The 18,539-nt window shown below is 67.4% G+C and carries 15 protein-coding genes; 6 read left to right on the top strand and 9 right to left on the bottom strand.

Annotated features, from left to right (window positions below; genetic code table 11):
• Nucleotides 1-197: 197 nt before the first annotated feature.
• Complete coding sequence (locus J0M27_RS10085; RefSeq protein WP_294990747.1) at nucleotides 198-2,495, top strand: NADP-dependent malic enzyme; 2,298 nt, start codon at nucleotides 198-200, stop codon at nucleotides 2,493-2,495.
• Between the two features lie 78 nt (nucleotides 2,496-2,573).
• On the opposite strand, the gene J0M27_RS10080 is transcribed toward J0M27_RS10085, so the two are convergent.
• Nucleotides 2,574-3,734, bottom strand: coding sequence for a reductive dehalogenase domain-containing protein (locus J0M27_RS10080; protein WP_294990744.1), 1,161 nt, complete (start codon nucleotides 3,732-3,734; stop codon nucleotides 2,574-2,576).
• A 245-nt stretch (nucleotides 3,735-3,979) separates the two neighbouring features.
• Between J0M27_RS10080 and J0M27_RS10075 the strand changes: the two genes are divergently transcribed.
• From J0M27_RS10075 to J0M27_RS10055, 5 genes are all read left to right on the top strand, one after another.
• Complete coding sequence (locus J0M27_RS10075; RefSeq protein WP_294990741.1) at nucleotides 3,980-4,954, top strand: quinone oxidoreductase; 975 nt, start codon at nucleotides 3,980-3,982, stop codon at nucleotides 4,952-4,954.
• A 4-nt stretch (nucleotides 4,955-4,958) separates the two neighbouring features.
• Entirely contained in the window at nucleotides 4,959-5,588 is a 630-nt protein-coding gene (locus J0M27_RS10070) for a ParA family protein (protein ID WP_294990739.1), read from the top strand.
• A gap of 66 nt (nucleotides 5,589-5,654) precedes the next feature.
• A complete protein-coding gene (gene dnaE / locus J0M27_RS10065; RefSeq protein ID WP_294990735.1) occupies nucleotides 5,655-9,122 on the top strand; it encodes a DNA polymerase III subunit alpha in 3,468 nt (1,155 codons plus the stop codon).
• The gene (locus tag J0M27_RS10060) at nucleotides 9,119-9,592 is read left to right on the top strand and encodes a WbuC family cupin fold metalloprotein (RefSeq protein ID WP_294990732.1); all 474 of its coding nucleotides are present in this window, start codon (nucleotides 9,119-9,121) and stop codon (nucleotides 9,590-9,592) included. The genes dnaE and J0M27_RS10060 overlap by 4 nt, the downstream gene beginning before the upstream one ends.
• 70 nt (nucleotides 9,593-9,662) lie before the next feature.
• The gene (locus J0M27_RS10055) at nucleotides 9,663-12,275 is read left to right on the top strand and encodes a caspase family protein (protein WP_294990729.1); all 2,613 of its coding nucleotides are present in this window, start codon (nucleotides 9,663-9,665) and stop codon (nucleotides 12,273-12,275) included.
• A 43-nt stretch (nucleotides 12,276-12,318) separates the two neighbouring features.
• Here the strand turns inward: J0M27_RS10055 and J0M27_RS10050 are convergent, their stop codons facing one another.
• From J0M27_RS10050 to J0M27_RS10015, 8 genes are all read right to left on the bottom strand, one after another.
• Nucleotides 12,319-12,804: a thioesterase family protein gene (locus J0M27_RS10050; protein ID WP_294990726.1), complete on the bottom strand. Its 486-nt coding sequence runs from the start codon at nucleotides 12,802-12,804 to the stop codon at nucleotides 12,319-12,321.
• A 4-nt stretch (nucleotides 12,805-12,808) separates the two neighbouring features.
• Nucleotides 12,809-13,231, bottom strand: a complete 423-nt coding sequence (locus J0M27_RS10045; RefSeq protein ID WP_294990723.1) for a thioesterase family protein — start codon at nucleotides 13,229-13,231, stop codon at nucleotides 12,809-12,811.
• Nucleotides 13,232-13,288: 57 nt separating this feature from the next.
• Nucleotides 13,289-13,507: a helix-turn-helix domain-containing protein gene (locus J0M27_RS10040; RefSeq protein ID WP_294990720.1), complete on the bottom strand. Its 219-nt coding sequence runs from the start codon at nucleotides 13,505-13,507 to the stop codon at nucleotides 13,289-13,291.
• Between the two features lie 74 nt (nucleotides 13,508-13,581).
• Nucleotides 13,582-14,415 (bottom strand): hypothetical protein, encoded by an 834-nt coding sequence (locus J0M27_RS10035; RefSeq protein ID WP_294990717.1) that lies wholly within the window; start codon nucleotides 14,413-14,415, stop codon nucleotides 13,582-13,584.
• On the bottom strand, nucleotides 14,405-15,343 hold the full coding sequence (locus tag J0M27_RS10030; protein ID WP_294990715.1) for an MCE family protein: 939 nt from the start codon (nucleotides 15,341-15,343) through the stop codon (nucleotides 14,405-14,407). Before J0M27_RS10030 ends, J0M27_RS10035 begins: the two co-directional genes overlap by 11 nt.
• The gene (locus J0M27_RS10025) at nucleotides 15,331-15,945 is read right to left on the bottom strand and encodes a hypothetical protein (RefSeq protein ID WP_294990713.1); all 615 of its coding nucleotides are present in this window, start codon (nucleotides 15,943-15,945) and stop codon (nucleotides 15,331-15,333) included. The genes J0M27_RS10030 and J0M27_RS10025 overlap by 13 nt, the downstream gene beginning before the upstream one ends.
• Nucleotides 15,942-16,694, bottom strand: coding sequence for an ABC transporter permease (locus tag J0M27_RS10020; protein ID WP_294990710.1), 753 nt, complete (start codon nucleotides 16,692-16,694; stop codon nucleotides 15,942-15,944). Before J0M27_RS10020 ends, J0M27_RS10025 begins: the two co-directional genes overlap by 4 nt.
• A complete protein-coding gene (locus J0M27_RS10015) occupies nucleotides 16,691-18,466 on the bottom strand; it encodes an adenylate/guanylate cyclase domain-containing protein (RefSeq protein ID WP_294990707.1) in 1,776 nt (591 codons plus the stop codon). Before J0M27_RS10015 ends, J0M27_RS10020 begins: the two co-directional genes overlap by 4 nt.
• Between the last annotated feature and the right edge of the window lie 73 nt (nucleotides 18,467-18,539).

Genomic DNA, 18,539 nt, shown 5'->3' with positions numbered 1-18,539 from the left:
GCCGCGCTTTTCGCGGCAGAACCGTAGTCACCCCTTCCCGAGGGGAAGGGGATGGGGGATGGGCCGAGTGATGCCCCTTTCAGTGGAATGCGGCGGATTCTACCGGCGGCAACCATGTCGTGGATTTCCGTAATGGTACTGTCAGCCTGCGCGGCCTATGATGCGCGGCTTACCAAGAAAAACTCAGGAGGATGACCGTGTCTACCGAACAGGAAAACCTCTCCGCCGCCGCCCTCGAATACCACGAGTGGCCGACGCCGGGAAAAATCGCGGTGGTGCCGACCAAGGGCCTCACCAACCAGCGTGACCTGGCCCTGGCCTATTCGCCGGGCGTCGCCGCGGCCTGCAACGCCATCGTCGCCGACCCGGCGATGGCCAGCCGCCTGACCTCGCGCGCCAACCTGGTCGGCGTGGTCACCAACGGCACCGCGGTGCTGGGTCTCGGCAACATCGGGCCGCTGGCCGGCAAGCCGGTGATGGAAGGCAAGGGCGTGCTGTTCAAGAAGTTCGCCGGCATCGACGTCTTCGACATCGAGCTGGCCGAGAACGACCCGGACAGGCTGGTGGACATGATCGCCGCCATGGAGCCCACCTTCGGCGGCATCAACCTCGAAGACATCAAGGCGCCCGAATGCTTCTACGTCGAGGCCAAGCTGCGCGAGCGGATGAAGATTCCGGTCTTCCACGACGACCAGCACGGCACGGCCATCGTGGTCGGGGCGGCCATCCTCAACGGCCTCACGCTGGTCGGCAAGAAGGTCGAGGAGGTCAAGCTGGTCACCTCCGGCGCCGGCGCGGCCGCGCTGGCCTGCCTCGACCTGCTGGTGAACCTCGGCGTCAGGGTGGAGAACATTTGGGTCACCGACATCGAGGGCGTGGTCTATGTCGGGCGCGAGAAGCTGATGGACCCGATCAAGGACCGCTACGCGAAGAAGACCGACGCGCGGACCCTGTCCGAAATCATCGAGGACGCCGACGTTTTCCTCGGCCTCTCCGCCGGCGGCGTGGTCAAGCCGGCGATGGTGGCGAAGATGGCCAAGAACCCGCTGATCCTGGCGCTGGCCAACCCGACGCCGGAGATCACGCCCGAGGAAGTCAAATCCGTGCGCGATGACGCGATCATCGCCACCGGCCGTTCGGACTATCCGAACCAGGTCAACAACGTGCTCTGCTTCCCCTTCATTTTCCGCGGCGCGCTGGACGCCGGCGCCACCACCATCACCGAGCAGATGAAGCTGGCCGCCGTGCGCGCCATCGCCGAACTGGCCCAGGCCGAGGCTTCCGACGTGGTGGCACTGGCCTACGGCGGCGAAAGCCTGGCCTTCGGCCGCGACTACCTGATCCCGCGTCCTTTCGATCCGCGCCTGATCGTCAAGATCGCCCCGGCCGTGGCGAAAGCCGCGGCGGAATCGGGCGTCGCGACCCGGCCGATCAAGGATTTCGACGCCTACCGCGACAAGCTCAACAGCTTCGTTTACCACTCCGGCTTCGTCATGAAGCCGGTGTTCGCCGCCGCCAAGGCCGCGCCGCGCCGCGTCGTGTATTGCGAAGGCGAGGACGAGCGCGTGCTGCGCGCCGTGCAGGCGGTGCTCGACGAGGGCCTCGCCCAGCCGGTGCTGATCGGCCGTCCCGAGGTGATCGGCATGCGCATCGAGAAAGCCGGCCTGCGCATCGAGGCCGGGCGCGACTTCGAGGTGGTGAATCCGAATTCCGATCCGCGCTACAAGGAACTCTGGCATTCCTACCACCAGATCATGGGCCGCCAGGGCGTGACGCCGGGCGTGGCCAAGCAGGCGGTGCGTTCCGACCCGACGCTGATCGGCACCATGCTGCTCAAGCGCGGCTATGTGGACGCCATGCTCTGCGGCGTGGTCGGTCGCCATGCCCAGCACCTGAAACATGTCAGCGACGTGATCGGCCTGGCGCCCGATGCGCACTGCTACGCGGCGATGAACATGCTGCTGCTGCCCAAGCACACACTGTTCGTCTGCGACACCTATATCAACGAGAACCCGACGCCCGAGCAGGTGGCGGAAATCGCGCTGTTGGCGGCCAAGGAGGTCAAGCGCTTCGGCCTCGAACCCAAGGTGGCCCTGCTTTCGCACTCCAATTTCGGCAGCGTGCGCTCCGACTCGGCAATGAAGATGGCGGCGGCCCGCACCATCATCGAGCAGCGCGCACCCTGGCTGGAGGTCGACGGCGAAATGCACGGCGATGCCGCGCTGTCGCAGGAGATCCGCGAAAAACTCTACCCCGACTGCCGCCTCAAGGGCGAGGCCAACCTGCTGATCATGCCGAATGTCGATGCCGCCAACATCGCCTTCAACCTGATCAAGGCCACCTCGGGCGACGGCATCACGGTGGGCCCGGTGCTGCTCGGCGCGGCGAAGCCGGTGCATATCCTGACGGCCACGGCCACGGTACGCCGGCTGGTGAACCTCACCGCGCTGGCGGTAGTCGACGCCAACCACCTGCTGCAAGCCCGCAACGGCTGAATCCCGCCGTCCCGTCAGCGCCGTCCGCAGGGGATACCGCCACCGGCTCTGCCGGGGGCATAACTCTTGGCGTCCAGGTCAGCCAGCCCACCATCGCGACGGCAAGAGGCGGCGGCCATGCCCGAGCCGCGCATCCAGCCATAGCGCCAGGCGCCGCCAGCGGCTGCCCGCCAGCCGTCGCCACAGGCGCGCCGGCCAGCGCGTGAAATCGCGGTTGTAGGGGCAGACGCGGATGCAGATGGCGCAGTCGGTATTCTGCTGCGCCCAGTAGCCGAAACACTTCTCCGCATCGACCGTCCATTTGATCACGCCGCGCAGGTAGGACGGCCCGGGGGGTGGCGGGCCGGGCGGCCCCTTGGGCACGGCCTTGACCGGGCAGCCGTCGGAACAGGCCCGGCAGATTTCGCAGAACTCGCGCACGCCAAAGCCGCGCGGCGCATCGCGTGTCAGCGGCAGGTCGGTGAAGATCTTGCCCAGGCGCACGCGCGGCCCGAATTCCGGCGTGATCAGCAGGCCGAGCCGACCGTATTCGCCCAGCCCGGCCTTGATCGCCAGCGGCACGGCCAGCGCCGAATCGTTGGCGCTGGCAATCGCCTCGTAGCCCAGATTGCGCAAGTACTGCGTCACCGCCAGCAGCGTCATCGTGTCGTGCGAATAGCCCCAGCCGGTGGCCGCGCCCGACAGCGCGGAGGGCACCGTCGAGAGCAGCTCGCGATCCATCGGCATGACGATGACGATCACGTTGTCGAGCTGCGGCGGAATATCCACCGGACGCTCGATGCCGCTCATGTCGCTCATCTTGGCCGTATACATCCAGCGCTCGTCACGCGCCGCGATTCCCACGTCGCCGGCGCCGAACGCCCGCGCCACCCGCTTTACCTCCTTCGCTGCCGCCTGCGGCGTGGCAAAGGCGACACGCGCCGAGGCGGGTGGCAGTTGCTGGGTATACGGATCCGAAAAGCCCTCGCGCCTGTCGTCGTCGCGCCGCGCCTCGGTGAACAAGTCGCTGACATGCCAGGCGGCGTTGCGCAGCGCGTAGTCGCGCTGGGTGAATCCGTCGGCCTTGCGCCATTGCGAGAGCGGTTCGCGATAGGTGGCGTAAAAGCGTTCGGTCTTTTCGTTGCGCACCGAGCGATCCCAGAAGGAGCGACGGTAGACGTCGTTGCGCTGCGCAAATCCCTCGAAATCCGGTCCGATTTCAAAACCGGCGGGGCCGTCGGTGGCGGTATCGCGAATCATGGGTTGGCATCGGTCCGGGGTCTTGCCGCGGCGGCCGGCGGGTTGCAGCGTGGCGCGCTCTCGCATGCAGGCATATCGGTGCCATTATTCCCGAGCCTGACCGCTGCGGTCAATCTGCTGCCCCGCCACCGGCAATGGCGCAACGCGGTATGGCATTGCGGCGTCGGGGCCGCACGGCAGTTGAATTTTCCGTCCGCTCAGGGTAGCTTGCGTCCCTTCACGTTCCACCCATCGAAGGAGACACCATGAGCCACGCCATCCGATTCCATGCCCCCGGCGGTCCCGAAGTCCTGCGCTGGGAAGAAGTCGGCGTTGGCGACACGGCGCCCAACGAAGCGCGGGTGCGCCACCACGCCGTCGGCCTCAACTACATCGACATCTACCATCGCACCGGCGCCTACCCGCTACCCATGCCGTCCGGCATCGGCCTCGAAGCGGCCGGAGTGGTCGAGGCAGTGGGCAGCGGCGTGAGCGATCTCAGGGTCGGTGACCGCGTCGCCTATGCCGGCGGCCCGGTCGGCGCCTATGCGGAAGTGCGCAACATTCCGGCCGACCGCCTAGTCAAACTGCCCGACGTGATTGACTTCAAGACCGGCGCGGCGATGATGCTGCAAGGCATGACCGCGCAATACCTGCTGCGCCGCACCTGCAAGGTCGAAGCCGGCGACACCATACTCATCCATGCCGCCGCCGGCGGCGTCGGCCTCATCGTCTGCCAATGGGCGCGCGCGCTCGGCGCCACGGTGATCGGTACCGTCAGCTCCGACGAGAAGGCCGCGCTGGCGAAGGCCCACGGTTGCGACCACACCATCATCTACACGCGCGAGAACTTCGCCGAGCGGGTCAAGGAGATCACCGGGGGCAAGGGCGTGCGCGTGGTGTACGACTCGATTGGCAAGGACACCTTCATGGGCTCACTGGAATGCCTGCGGCCGATGGGCATGATGGCGCTGTTCGGCGCCGCCTCCGGCCCGGTGCCGCCCTTCGACCTCGGCCTGCTGGCCAAGATGGGCTCTCTGTTCATCACCCGGCCGACCCTGTTCACCTACATCGCGCAGCGCAGCGACCTGCTGGCGATTTCCGGCGAGTTGTTCGACGTCGTCACCAGCGGCAAGGTGAAAATCGAAGTCAACCAGACCTACGCGCTGAAGGACGCCGCCCAGGCGCAGATCGACCTCGTGGCGCGCAAGACCACGGGTTCGACCGTACTCCTTCCCTAGAACCATGGAATCTTTCCTGATCGCCAACCCCAAGGGTGGGGTCGGCAAATCCACGCTGGCGACCAACCTCGCCGGCTATTTCGCTCGCGAGGGCAGGCGCGTGATGCTGGGCGACATCGATCGCCAGCAGTCATCGCGCGAATGGCTCCGGCTGCGCGCGCCGTCGCTGCCGCACATCGCGACCTGGGCGATCGAGTCGGACCAGCCGGCGCGGCCGCCGAAGGAAACCACCCACGTCGTGCTCGACACCCCGGCCGGCCTGCACGGCAAGAAGCTGGGCAGCGTGCTGAAGCTGGTGCGGCGCGTGATCGTGCCGCTGCAGCCCTCGATCTTCGACATCCTGGCGACGCGCAGCTTCCTCGACCGCCTGTTCGAGGAAAGGGAAATCCGCAGGCACGAGGCCTACATCGCCATAGTCGCCATGCGGGTCGACGCGCGCACCCGCGCCGCGGCCGAGCTCGAACGCTTTCTGGAAGGCACCGGCCTGCCGGTGGTGGCCCACCTGCGCGACACGCAGGTGTATGTGCAGGCCGCCGCCCACGGCATGAGCATTTTTGACCTGCCGCCCAGCCGCTCCGCACAGGATGTCGAGCAGTGGCGACCGCTGCTCGACTGGGTGCGGCGCCCGGTGTGATCCGCCGCCGCCCGGTGCTTCGGCAAGGGAGCCGGGAACAGGTGGCGGGAGTAAAATTGTTCGGCCATGTCCGCCCCGCATTCTCCCGGATTCGTCCACCTCCGGCTCCACAGCGAATATTCGATCACCGACGGCGTCACGCGCATCGATGACGTGATCGCGCAGGCGGCGGCCGACGGCCAGCCGGCGCTGGCGATCACCGACCTCGCCAACCTGTTCGGCATGGTCAAGTTCTACACGGCCGCGCGCGCCAAGGGCATCAAGCCCATCATCGGTTGCGATGTCTGGATCGGGGAAGAGGACGGCGGCGACCGCAACGATGTTCCGGCGCGCCTGCTGCTGCTGGCGAAGAATCGCGCCGGCTACCTGCGCCTCTGCGAACTGCTGTCCGCCGCCTATCTCGCGCCGCGCCGCCATGGTCGCGCCGGGATTACCCGCGGCATGCTCGCAAACGTGTCAAACGCCGGCGACAACAGCGGCCTGATCGCGCTGTCGGGCGGGCCGCTGGGCGATATCGGGCAGATGCTGGCGGCCGGCAAGCTCGACCAGGCCGATGTGCGCGCCCAGGCCTGGGCGCAACTGTTTCCCGGCAGCTATTACGTCGAAGTGCAGCGTCCGGCCGGTCGCGACGGCGCGGCGGCTGACGAGGTGCTGGTCGCCGCGAGCGCCGACCTGGCGGCGCGACTCGGCCTGCCGCTGGTGGCGACGCATCCCGTGCAGTTCCTTCAGCGCGACGACCACAAGGCACACGAGGCGCGCGTGTGCATCGCCGAGGGTTACGTGCTGGGCGACAAACGGCGGCCGCAGCGCTTCAGCCCGGAGCAGTATTTCAAGACGCGGGCCGAAATGACCGAACTGTTCGCCGACCTGCCGGAGGCCCTGCAGAACTCGGTCGAAATCGCCCGGCGCTGCAGCCTCACGGTGGAACTTGGCAAGAGCCGCCTGCCGGATTTCCCGACGCCGGGCGGGGAACCGCTGGAGGCTTACCTCGGCAGCGAATCGCATGCCGGCCTGGCGCGCCGGCTGGAACTGCTCTACCCCGATGCCGGGGAACGCGAACGGCAGCGGCCGACCTACGTCGAGCGGCTCGACTTCGAGATCGCGACCATCATCAGCATGGGCTTCCCCGGCTACTTCCTGATCGTCGCCGACTTCATCAACTGGGCCAAGCACAATGGCGTGCCGGTCGGCCCCGGCCGCGGCTCAGGCGCCGGTTCGCTGGTGGCCTACAGCCTGGGCATCACCGACCTCGATCCGCTGCGCTACGACCTGCTGTTCGAGCGCTTCCTCAACCCGGAGCGCGTGTCGATGCCCGACTTCGACATCGACTTCTGCCAGGAAGGCCGCGACCGCGTCATCGACTACGTCAAGAAGAAATACGGCGCCCATGCCGTGTCGCAGATCGCCACTTTCGGCACCATGGCGGCCAAGGCGGTAATCCGCGACGTTGGCCGCGTGCTCGACCTCGGCTTCAATTTCGTCGACCAGTTCGCCAAGCTGATCCCCAACGAACTGGGTATCACGCTCAAGGACGCGCTGGAGAAGGAGCCGGCGATCCGGCAACGCATCGACCACGAGGAGGAGGTCGCCGAACTCTGGGCGCTGGCGCTGAAGCTCGAAGGCCTCACGCGCAACGTCGGCATGCATGCCGGCGGCGTGCTGATCGCGCCGGGCAAGCTGACCGACTTCTGTCCGTTGTATGCGGCGGCTGGTGCCGAGTCCGTGGTGTCGCAGTTCGACAAGGACGACGTCGAGAAGGCGGGCCTTGTCAAGTTCGACTTTCTCGGCCTGCGCACCCTGACCATCCTCGACGAGGCGGTGAAGCTGGCCAGGGAGGTGGAGGGCGTCGACATCGACCTCGCCACGCTGCCGCTCGACGACCGCGAGACCTACGACGCGGTGTTCAAGAGCGCCAATACCACGGCGGTGTTCCAGTTCGAGTCGGGCGGCATGAAGGACACCCTGGTGCAGGCGCGCCCCGACCGCCTGGAAGACCTGATCGCGCTCAACGCCTTGTATCGCCCTGGACCGATGGACTTCATCCCGACCTTCATCGCCCGCAAGCACGGTCGCGAGCGAGTGGTCTACCCGCATCCCAGCCTGGAGCCGGTGCTGGCCAATACCTACGGCATCATGGTGTACCAGGAGCAGGTGATGCAGACGGCGCAGGTGGCAGCCCGCTATTCGCTGGGCGGCGCCGACCTGCTGCGGCGCGCCATGGGCAAGAAGAAGCCCGAGGAAATGGCCAAGCAGCGCGAGATCTTCGTCAAGGGTGCGGCGGAAAACTCGATTGGCGCCGAAACGGCCAACGAAATCTTCGACACCATGGAGAAGTTCGCCGGCTACGGCTTCAACAAATCGCACGCCGCCGCCTATTCGCTCGTCGCCTACCAGACCGGCTGGCTCAAGCGGCACCATCCGGCGGCCTTCGCGGCGGCGACGCTGTCCTCGGAAATGGCCAACACCGACAAGGTGCAGTTCTTCCACCAGGACGCCATCGACAACGGGCTGGTGTTCCTGCCGCCGGATGTCAATGAGAGCGGTATCCGTTTCCGCCCCGTCGACGGCAAGACCATCCGCTACGGCCTCGGCGCGATCAAGGGCACCGGCGAGGCGGCGCTCTCGGTAATCCTCAGGGCGCGCGAAAGCGGGGGACCGTTCAAGGACCTGTTCGATTTCTGCCGCCGCATCGACAAACGCGTGGCCAATCGCCGCGTGATCGAGGCGCTGATCCGGGCCGGCGCCTTCGATGCGGTCGACGACCATCGCGCCAAGCTGCTGGCCTCGGCCGGCGTCGCCCTCGAAGCGGCCGAACAGGCCGAGCGCAATGCCATGCAGGGCGGCCTGTTCGACACCGGCGGCGGCGCGCAGGAAGACACCGTGCACTATGCTGACGTGCCGCGCTGGAGTGAGCGCGAACAGTTGATGAACGAAAAGCCGGCGCTAGGTTTCTTTTTCTCCGGCCATCCTTACCACGCCTATGCCGAGGAGCTTTCCGCGTTCGTCAAGCGCCGCTTGGGACAGCTCGAACCGCAGCGCGAGCCGGTGCTGCTGGCCGGCGTGGTGATGTCCACCCGCACCCAGATGACCCGCCGCGGCAAGATGGCCGTGGTCCAGCTCGACGACGGCACCACCCAGCTCGAAGTCACGGTGTTCAACGAGCTGTGGGAGGCCGAGCGGGCCAAGATCAGGGACGACGAACTCCTGCTGGTCGAGGGCAAGGTACAGAAGGACGATTTCAGCGGCGGCCTGCGCATCACCGCCGACAAGCTGCATACCCTGGCCGAGGCCCGTGGCCGCTATGCGCGTGGCCTGCGCCTGACGATGAATGGCGGTTCCGACGCCAAGCGCCTGCAGGCCATGCTGGCGCCCTTCCGCAATGGGCCCTGTCCGGTGCGGCTTGCCTACAGCAACGGCGACGCCACGGCCGAGCTGCCGCTGCCCGACGGCTGGCGCGTCCGGCTCGACGACGCCCTGCTGGCGGGGCTTGCCGATTGGCTCAAGGCCGAGAATGTAAAGGTCATCTACCAGTGATCACCCTGATCGACGACGCGATGCTCGACGCGCTCTGCGCCGAAGCCGCGGCCAGCCCGCGCCGGCGCAAGAACCGCAATTTCCACCCGACGGATGTCCATCCCGGCCACCGCCTGCTCAACGCCATGCAGCAGGATTCCTACATCCCGCCGCACCGCCACCTCGATCCGAACAAGGACGAGACCTTCGTCGTGCTGCGCGGCTCGCTGGGCGTTATCACCTTCGATGACGACGGCAAGGTGCTGCAGGCCGCAAAAGTCGGCGTTGGCGGAACGGCGATCGGGGTGGATATTCCCCATGGTGCCTGGCACACGGCCGTCGCGCTGGCGGACGACACGGTGTTCCTCGAAGCCAAGGCCGGTCCCTACCTGCCGCCCGCCGCCGGGGAAAAGCCGTCGTGGGCGCCGGCGGAAAATTCGGCCGGCGCGGCGGCTTACCTGGTGGAAATGAAAGCGCTGTTCGACGCCTGAATCGCGTAACACCCATTTCTATTATGGGTATACTTTTCGTGTCGCTCCATCCTCGGGCAGAAGGAAAGCCATGATCCGGCCGTATCGCCTATGGTGCATCATCCTGGTTGTGGTCCAGGGACTGTTCTGCGTTGGCGCTGGCGCCGCCGAGCCGTCAAGGGCACTGGCGACCCTGGTCGGCGATCCCCGGACGGACCGCGTCGCCGTTGTCATCGGCAACAGCAGCTATCCCTCGGGCGCGCTGGCCAACCCGAAGAACGACGCGACCGCGATGGCCGCCGCGCTGAAAATGCTCGGCTTCGACGTCGAGCTCAAGATCGATGCCACGAAGGCCGATCTCGACGGCATATTCAAGCGCTTCAGTGCCAGGGCGGAACGGGCTGCGGTCGCCGCGCTTTTCTACGCCGGGCACGGGATCCAGGTGAACGGCGGCAATTACATCGTGCCCGTCGATGCCAAGCCGCAGAACGAGCGCGACCTAAAGCGCGAAATGATCCGGATGGACGACATCATCGACGACATGGGGAACGCCAAGGTCAAGCTGGTGTTTTTCGATGCCTGTCGCGACAATCCGCTGGCGCGCAGTTTCGCGCGCGGAAGTTCGCGCGGCATGGCGGCGCCGGTCGAGGCCACGGGCACACTGATATCCTTTGCGACCAAGCACGGCAACACCGCCGCGGACGGCGCCGGCAAGCACAGCCCATATACCAAGGCCCTGCTGGAGGCGCTCGAAGCGCCGGCGGGAGTCGAGATCGAGCAGATCCTGCGCAAGGTACAGCAGGGGGTGAAACAGGCCACCAACGGCCAGCAAGAGCCCTGGCGCTACGGTTCGCTGGACGGCGAGTTCTACTTCGTGGCCGCCGCGCCGCGGGCCGACAGCGTTGCGCAGCAGCAGGAAGCCATCGAGCGCAGCGTGCAGGAGGCCATGAAGCGTGCCGCGGGGCAACGTACCTCCGAGACCGCGGCGCTGGCGGTAGAGATGTCCTACTGGGACAGCATCAAGACTAGCACCAGCACCGATGACTTCAAGGCCTACGTCAAGCGCTTTCCGAATGGTTCCTTCGTCGAACTCGCGCAGAATCGCATCGCGATGCTGGAGCGCGAAGGAAAGCGGCAGGGCGACGACACGCGCGGTTCGGCCAGGCCGGCGGCCGGCGGCACGGACCAGACGGCCGTCGAACTGGCTTTCTGGGACAGCATCAAGAACAGCAGCAATGTCGATGACCTGAAGGAGTACCTGGCCAGCTATCCGCAGGGACGGTTCGCCGGCCTGGCACGCAATCGGGTGCGCAGCCTTGAGCCCGCCGCCGCGCCGGCGCGGCCGGTAGTTCCGGTTGTTCCAGCCGCCGCCCCACCTGTTGTCGCACCGGTCGCAACCGCCCCGGCCACTTCGCCACAACTGGCGTTGGCGGCACCATCACGGCCGGAATCGGCGACGTCCGACGCGAACGCCTCCACCTACCCGCGAGCGGGCGACACCTGGACGTATCGCTATGTCGATGCCTGGAAGAAGGATCATCCCCTGACCGTGGTGGTCAAGGTTACCGAAGCCGACAACGGACGCGTCACCGATCGCATGAGCGTCGGAGGCGGGCGCGGCGGCGACGAGCGCAGCTTCGAGGGCCGGATGGAGGCGGCGGAAAGGCCGGTCGCCAGCGGCGCGCGCATCGTCGAGCTGTTGCCCTATGCGCAGAGCCTGCTGAAGGACGGGCTGAAACCAGGGCAGGACAAGAGCTTCCCCGATACCACCATCGGGTCGCACAGCTTCCGCGTCAAGGCGAGGCTGGTCGGGTCGGAGAAGGTCTCGGTGCCGGCTGGAACCTTCGACGCCGTGCGGATCGAAGTGACCGGGGAAAACGTCGGGACCCAGGTGCAATGGAGCCTGCGGTCCACGGTGGTGGCGTCGATCAGCCACATGCTCTGGTTCGCCCCGGCGGTGAAGCGGATCGTGAAGGCGCAGTATCGGTCGAAGAATTTCTCGGGCACGCGAGTGGATGAAGATCTCATCGAGCTGGTCGCCTACGCCGTCGCCGGTACGGTACCACCGGCCCCGATTCAGGCGGTCGGCACGGTCCCGGCGAAATCCTCGCTGGAACGTATCGCGGCGCTGCCGAAGGCCGGCGACTCGTGGACCTATCGCTACGTCGACGCCTGGAAGAAGGACAGCCCGCAAACCGTCGTCGTCAGGGTCGAGGAATCCGACGGCGGACGGGTGACTGACCGGATGTCGATGAGCGGAGGGCGCGGGTCCGACGAGCGTACCTACGAGGGCAAGGTGGATGCGGCCGAACGTGCGCTCGGCCGCGACGTGCGAGTGATCGAGCTATTGCCCTACCTGCAGGCCATTCCTGCGGATAGCCTTACCCCCGGCGTAGCAAGGGAGCCGCCGAAGCTGACTTTGGGCGGGCAGGATTTCCGCATCCGGATGACGCTCGTCGGGCAGGACTCGGTGGTGGTTCCGGCCGGCCGCTTCGATGCGCTGCGCGTAGAGATCGTAGGTTTGCGCGAAGGCATCAGGCCGATGACGATGCACCAGCAGCAGGTGGTCGACGAGATCAGGCATACGATCTGGTTTGCGCCGGAAGTCCGCAGAGTGGTCAAGATCGAGCACAAGTCGCGGAGTTCCTTTCGCCCGCGCATAGATGACGATACCCTCGAACTGGTTTCGTCCAGCCTGCGCTAGGGTCTGTTTTCAATCATGCGTCGGTGACGCGGCGCGGGCGTTTTCAGGAAACGATGTAGGCGCCCGCGCCGGTCGACAGCAGCTTGCCGTCGCCGCCGCGAAACTCCATGCGCGTGGTTGCGACGCGCGAACCCAGGCGCAGCACCTCGGCATGCAGTTCGAAGTTCTCCCCGATGCCCGGGCGCAGGTAGTCGATGCGCAGGTCGATCGTGCCCAGCTTGCCGAAGCGGTGCAGGCGTTGCGCCGGAGCTTCGTCCATGTGCCGGGCGCCGATCGCCGCCATGACCGCCAGGCCGCCCATTGCGTCGAGGCTGGCACTGATGACGCCGCCATGGAGGCGGTTGGGGCTGCCGACCAGATCGGGGCGCATGGCGATGGCGCCGGAGACGCGATCCGGCGTGATCGAAGTGATCTTGAGGCCGAGCACCTGGTTGAAGGCGATCATGTCCTCGAAGATCTTCTTCAGCCCGGCGACGAATTCCGGCTCGAACTCCTTCGCGGGTTCGGCCGCGGTGGTTTTCTTGATCATTAGTCTAGCCCGGAGCGGACGGCAGGATCAGCTCCCGCGCCCTTGCCGCGACCGCATCCGGAAAGCGCTGCGACTTGCGGCTTTCCGGATCGAGGCAGACCACGGTGAATTCGCAGACCGAACAGACGTCACCTGTCTCGGTGTTGTAAAGCTCGTGGCGGAAGCGCAGCACCTTGTCGCGCATTTCCAGCACCCCGGTGCGCACCGCCACGGTGTCGCCGGGGTAGAGCTCCTTGCGGTAGCTGATGTTCTGCTGCACCGCCGCCAGGTGCAGGGCGCCGCTGCGCAGCAACGACGGCGTCATGCCGAGCATGGCATAGAACTGCCAGCAGGCTTCCTCGAGGAATTCCATGTAGGCGCGCACGTTGATGTGGCCCATGTGGTCGCGCTGCCACTCGTGGACCGTGCCACGTGCCGTCTCGATCATGGTCGTCCCGTCCGATGCTCGTACGCGGGCCCGATGGCCGGCGTATCGCGTCGAGCCTTACTTCTGGGCGTCGGCCAGGTCCTTGTCGGTGACCTTGCCCGACTGGTGCAGCCAGAGCAGGATGGCGAGGGGCTTGGGGATGTTGCGCCCGGACTCGTAGCGCGAACCGCCCGACTGGGTCACGCCGTAGCGCGTCCAGAAATCCTTCTGGTTCAGGTTGAGCTTCTTGCGGGCGGTGGCGATGTCGGAAAAGTCGAGTTTCTTCTTGCGGGCCATGACGGACTCCTCGGGGTGGATGAATGAGGTCTCAAGCATACCGCAATTATGCCGAATGGGGTAGGTCGATCCAATTATTTCTGCATGCCGATATCCTGCGATGCCTGTGCTGCGATCATGGTGATTGCATCGAGGCCGGCGGCCTGCGCCACGGCGAGGGCTTTGCGATAGGCTGTCGCCGCCTCTGCCGGAGCCTTGGCGCGCAGGATGTCGCCGATCAGCAGCCAGTCGCGCGCGATTTTTTCCGGCAGCGCCAGGCGACGGTCGATGTCAAGCGCGGCGCGCGCGGCGACCAGGGCGTCGGTCGCGTTGCCGCCGGCGTGGCGCGCCGCGGCAATCAGACGCCATGCATTGCCGGTTTCGGCGGCGTTGTCCTTGCCTTGGAGCAGCTTCAGCGCGGCTCCGGCATGCGCCAGGGAGTCGGCAGCGCGCTTTTCCGCGAGGGCATGGCGGGCCCGCAGCAGATGCAGGCCGGCTGCGTGCGGGCAGGCGCCGGCGCAGAGCGCAACTGCCTCGTCGAGGCTTATCCGCGCGTCATCCGCACGGCCCAGGCCGAGTTGCGCCTGCGCCTTGAGCATCCAGGCATCGAGAGCGAAACCGGCATCGCCGCCCGAGTCCGTGGCGTCCAGCAGCTGCAGCGCGGCTTCGTCGCGGCCCAGGACGAGTTCGCTGCGGGCCAGGTGCAGGCGGTTGCGTGCCACGCCCGTTGCATCGTCGATGGCGGCATGGAGTTTCGCTGCCTCGGCGAAGCGGCGTGCCGCCACCGCGTAGTCGCCGCGCTCGTAGCGTCTGGCGCCATCGCTTTCGGCTTCCAGCGCGGCGCGCAGGCGCGGCGGGTCTACCGGCTTCGGCGTCGAGCCGCAGGCGCCGAGCAGCAGCGCCAGGATGAGGGCCAGTTCAGCGCGCACGGCCGGCCTCCCCGCGCGGGTCGCTGTCGGGCTTCAGCCGCGCCGGTGCCGGCGCATCGACCATGCTGCTGATCGGCCAGGTCTGCTTGGCGCCGCCGACGATCTCGCGCACGTCGGCGGCGACCGCGCTGCCGTCGCGCAGCGCGGGCGGTACGCTGGCTTCGGCTTCGGCGCTGATCTTCTCGACATGGTCCAGCACCTGCCGGGTGCGGTCGAGCATTCCGGGCAGGCGCTTGTTCGCGGCTTCCAGCGTTTGCCCGAGGTGGGTCAGATCCTCCTCGGCCTTGCCCAGGACCCGGATCGCGGTGCCGCCGATGCCCTCGACCTGGCGGTTGCCGTTGGCCAGCAGCACGTTGAGCGCTTCGGAACTGGCGCGGATCCGAGCCAGGGTGCCGGGCAGTCCCTTCTCGGGATCGGCCAGGGCGCCGGTGATGGCCTTGATGTCCTTGAGGATGGGGATGAACTCGTCGCGCACTTGGTTGGCCAGCGCGCCGAGCCCGTCGGCGCGCGAAAAGGCGAGCCTCGCCTGCGCCGCCGCGAGCCGGGTCTTGTCCGCTCCCGGCACGATTTCCATCGTCGGCGAGCCGACCAGGCCTTCCTTGCGCAGTTCGATGCGTGCGTCATGGGTGACGAAGCGCGCATGGTCCGCGTCGACGTCGAGCTTGACCGCCACCGATCCGTCATCGCGCAGATCGACATCGGTGACCGAGCCGACACGGAAGCCGGCGATGCGCACCGCCTGGCCCTTGGCGATGTCCTGCGCGGTGTCGGCGACGAAGCTGTAGCTGACCGTCTGCCGCAGCAGTCCCTGGCGGACGAAGATCGCCGCCATCAGCGCCAGCGTAACGAGGATGGCGACCAGCAGGAAGCGCCGCGTCGCGCGCCGCACGGAGCGGGCGTCGGCGTCGTGTTGGGTCAGCAGGGACATGGGGCCTCCGCGAGATGGGTCACGCTGCGGCACTCGGGCAGCTCGGGCAATTCGTGGCTGTCGAGGTCGACGAAGAGTGCGGTGCGAAATGGATGTCGGCGATGGTAGATGGCCTCGGTGGCGGTGAGCTCCTCCGCCTCGCGCCGCGTCAGGCCCGCGAACAGGCGGTCGATGACCAGCAGTTCCGGGGGGCGCAGCAACCAGCGGGCGAGGCCGATCGTCCAGCGCTCGGCGCGCGCCAGTTTCATCGGTTGTTCGCTCCCCAGCGTCGCGATGCGCTGCGGCGTCAGGCCGCAAAGCCGCAAGGCGGCTTCCATTTCATGCTCGTCGTCCCCGGGCTCGGTCTCCTCCTGCCCGTAGCGCAGCGCGAGGGCCAGGCTTTCGGCCACCGTCATGGCACCGGGCAGGCTGCCCGTGGCGGTCAGCACGCCAACGCCGGGGCAGGATTCGAGGCTCGCCACCGCGCGGCGCGCGCTGGCGATGTCCTCGACCACGAGGCGATGGCGACCGCCTTCGTCCAGCGCCAGCTCCAGGCGGAACGCATCGCCGGCGCTCAGCACCAGGCGCCGGGCGTCGATCGCGGCGACCAGGGTGGAGTTCAATTCAGCGCCCATACCAATGCCGCCGTCGCCACGTCGATGACGAAGACAGCCACCAGGCAAGCGCCGACGGACTTGATCGCGGCGTCGGAGATCGCCTGCGCCGAGGCGTCGCCGCTGCTGCCCTGGTGGCAGGCGATGATGCCGATGACGGCGCCGGTCAGGGCGCCCTTGGCCAGGCTCAGCAGCACCAGCCAGGGGCTGGCGAAGTCGAGAAAATGGGCGGCCGTTTCGAGCGGCGGCCGGCCGTCGATCAGGGACGATGCCAGCCAGCCGCTGGCGACTGCGCAGGCCTGGAAGCATGCGGTGACCGCGGGCAGTGCGATGGCCAGGCCGAAGATGCGCGGCAGCAACAGGAAATCCGCCGGCGGCACACCCAGCCGGCGCAGCGCGGTGAACTCGTCGTGCAGGTTCATCACCGCCAGCTCGGACGAAATGCTGGCGCTGCTGCGCGCGACGACGACCAGGGCCGAAAGCAGCGGCGCCAGCTCGAAGAACAGGCCGAGGAAGATCAGGCGCTGCGTCAGGTCGTTGTCCACGCCGATCAGGGTGGCCAGCTGGGTGCTTACCGCCGCGCCGGTGATCAGCGCCAGTATCACGATGATCGGCAGCGCGGCAATTCCAGCGGCATGGATCTGGCGCTGCAACTGGATGCGCAGCAGAGGCCGGCCCAGTTCGCGGTGGCGGCTGCCGGCGAACCATAGCAGCTGGAGATAGGACGCCAGACGTCCGTGCTCGACTGCCGTGCTCACGCCCCGCCCTCCCTGGGTGTCAGCACCGGCGGTGTCCAGCCCCAGACATCCAATCCGTCGGTACCCACCGCACCCAGGTCGACCAGGCCGCCGCCATGGCCGACGGCCGCCGCCACTGCTTGCGTGCATAGCACCGGATGGCCGAGGTCCTTGGTCATCGCCTGCAGCCGGCCGGCTATGCCGACCGATTCGCCGATCACTGAGAACTCGCGCCGCTGGGCCGAGCCGACGTAGCCGGCGAGAACCTCGCCGCTGTGGATGCCGATGCCGATGTACAGTGGATCGATGCCTTCCTCGACCAATTCCTTGTTCAGGCGCTCGATGCGCAGCAACAGGTCGCGCGCCGCCTCCAGCGCGTTGCGCTGCGGCGCGTCCAGCGGCTGCGGCAGGCCGAAGGTCGCCGTCAGGCCATCGCCGACGTATTTGTCCACCGCGCCGCCGCTGGTCTGGATGGCCAGTCCGGCCGCCGCGTGAAAGCGGTTGAGCAGCGCGATCATTGCTTGCGGGGTCGATCGCGAGGCACGTGCCGCGAAACCGCGAATGCCGACGGCAAGCACCGTGACCTGCTGGCTCCGGCCATTCTCTTCGACCTGGAGTTCGCCGCCAAGCAGGGCGCGCATGACCTGCGGACTGACGTGCCCGGCGAACATGCTGCGCAGCAACTGCCGTTCGCGGAAACGGCGGATGAAGTCCCAGGCCAGGCGCGCGCCGTAGGCCAGCAACGCGACCATGACGATGTTCGCCACGCGCAGGTAGTCGCCCTGCCACAGGGCGTGGGTGGACAGGACGAGCAGCGCCGCCAGCGCCGTGATCAGGGCCAGGCCCTTGATCCAGCCGGCGCGACCGAACCAGAACAGGGCACCGAGGCCGGCCAGCAGCAGCGACAGGTTTTCGGGAGCGCGCTCGATCAGGCCGCGCGCCAGGAGCGTGCGCAAGGCCTGGATATGCACCACCGCGCCCGGTTCGGTGCGGCTGCCCGGATCCCAGCCGGCAAGGGCGACCGGCAGGCGATGGCGGGTTTCGGTCGGCAGCAGGCTGGCCACCACCACGGCGCGGCCCTTGACCAGCGCGCGCAGCGGTTCGGTTTCGCCGCGGTGGATCCAGCCCAGCACGGTGAGCAAGGGCGTGTACTCGATGCTGCCGCCTACGCTGTAGTCGATCATGCCGCTGGGCGAGCCCTGGCGCCCCAGGCGCTTGGCCATCGCCAGCGCCAGCGGGTCGCGCTGGTCCGCCGACTGGCAGCGGCGCTGGTTGATGCGCCGGACCACGCCATCCATGTCTTCGCAGATCGCCAGCGAGGCGAGGTCCTTCTCGCCGATCGCCGCCAGCAGTTCCGGAGAGATCGGCCGCAGGCGGCCGCCGATGCCGGGCGGTTGTCCGACCACGAGCGGCGCGGTGCTCTTCAGTCGGTGGATGCCGGAGATCAGCATGGCATCGATGTCCTTCACCAGGAAATCGTAGGAGCGCACCGGCAGGGGGATCGCCAGGCCGACCACCGCCGGTTCGGCGGCGGAGAGGCCGGCGAACAGGATGCCCAGATGGGTGTGCCAGAGCGCCGTGGGTTCGGCAATGGCAAGGTAGGCCGCCTCGTCGACGCCGATGACGACCACATCCTGCGCCAGCGGCGTCGGCGAGCGGGCGCGCAGCCAGCCGATCTGCGCGTCGTAGAGCGCGCGGTCGGCGAAGCGCAGGGCGCGCGTTTCCATCAGGCTCCAGCCGACGGCGCATACCAGCAGGAAGCCGATCAGGATATCGCGGGGGACGCGGAACATGTTTTGATTATGGCATGGAGGAAAGTCGGCGCCCCACGGGGACTTCCTGCGGTTGCCGGCGACACGGCAGGCG

Source organism: Sulfuritalea sp. (genome assembly GCF_017302275.1).
In the GTDB taxonomy this organism is placed as follows: Bacteria; Pseudomonadota; Gammaproteobacteria; order Burkholderiales; family Rhodocyclaceae; genus Sulfuritalea.
Note: the sequence above shows the minus strand (reverse complement) of the source record. Positions and strands in the feature narration are given on the sequence as shown.

Excerpts from the sequence above, each read along its gene's own strand:
- J0M27_RS10050 (WP_294990726.1), bottom strand. The coding sequence starts at position 12,804 with ATGATCAAGAAAACCACCGCGGCCGAACCCGCGAAGGAGTTCGAGCCG.
- J0M27_RS10055 (WP_294990729.1), top strand. The coding sequence starts at position 9,663 with ATGATCCGGCCGTATCGCCTATGGTGCATCATCCTGGTTGTGGTCCAG.
- J0M27_RS10040 (WP_294990720.1), bottom strand. The coding sequence starts at position 13,507 with ATGGCCCGCAAGAAGAAACTCGACTTTTCCGACATCGCCACCGCCCGC.
- J0M27_RS10080 (WP_294990744.1), bottom strand. The coding sequence starts at position 3,734 with ATGATTCGCGATACCGCCACCGACGGCCCCGCCGGTTTTGAAATCGGA.
- dnaE (WP_294990735.1), top strand. The coding sequence starts at position 5,655 with ATGTCCGCCCCGCATTCTCCCGGATTCGTCCACCTCCGGCTCCACAGC.
- J0M27_RS10045 (WP_294990723.1), bottom strand. The coding sequence starts at position 13,231 with ATGATCGAGACGGCACGTGGCACGGTCCACGAGTGGCAGCGCGACCAC.
- J0M27_RS10070 (WP_294990739.1), top strand. The coding sequence starts at position 4,959 with ATGGAATCTTTCCTGATCGCCAACCCCAAGGGTGGGGTCGGCAAATCC.
- J0M27_RS10015 (WP_294990707.1), bottom strand. The coding sequence starts at position 18,466 with ATGTTCCGCGTCCCCCGCGATATCCTGATCGGCTTCCTGCTGGTATGC.
- J0M27_RS10030 (WP_294990715.1), bottom strand. The coding sequence starts at position 15,343 with ATGTCCCTGCTGACCCAACACGACGCCGACGCCCGCTCCGTGCGGCGC.
- J0M27_RS10075 (WP_294990741.1), top strand. The coding sequence starts at position 3,980 with ATGAGCCACGCCATCCGATTCCATGCCCCCGGCGGTCCCGAAGTCCTG.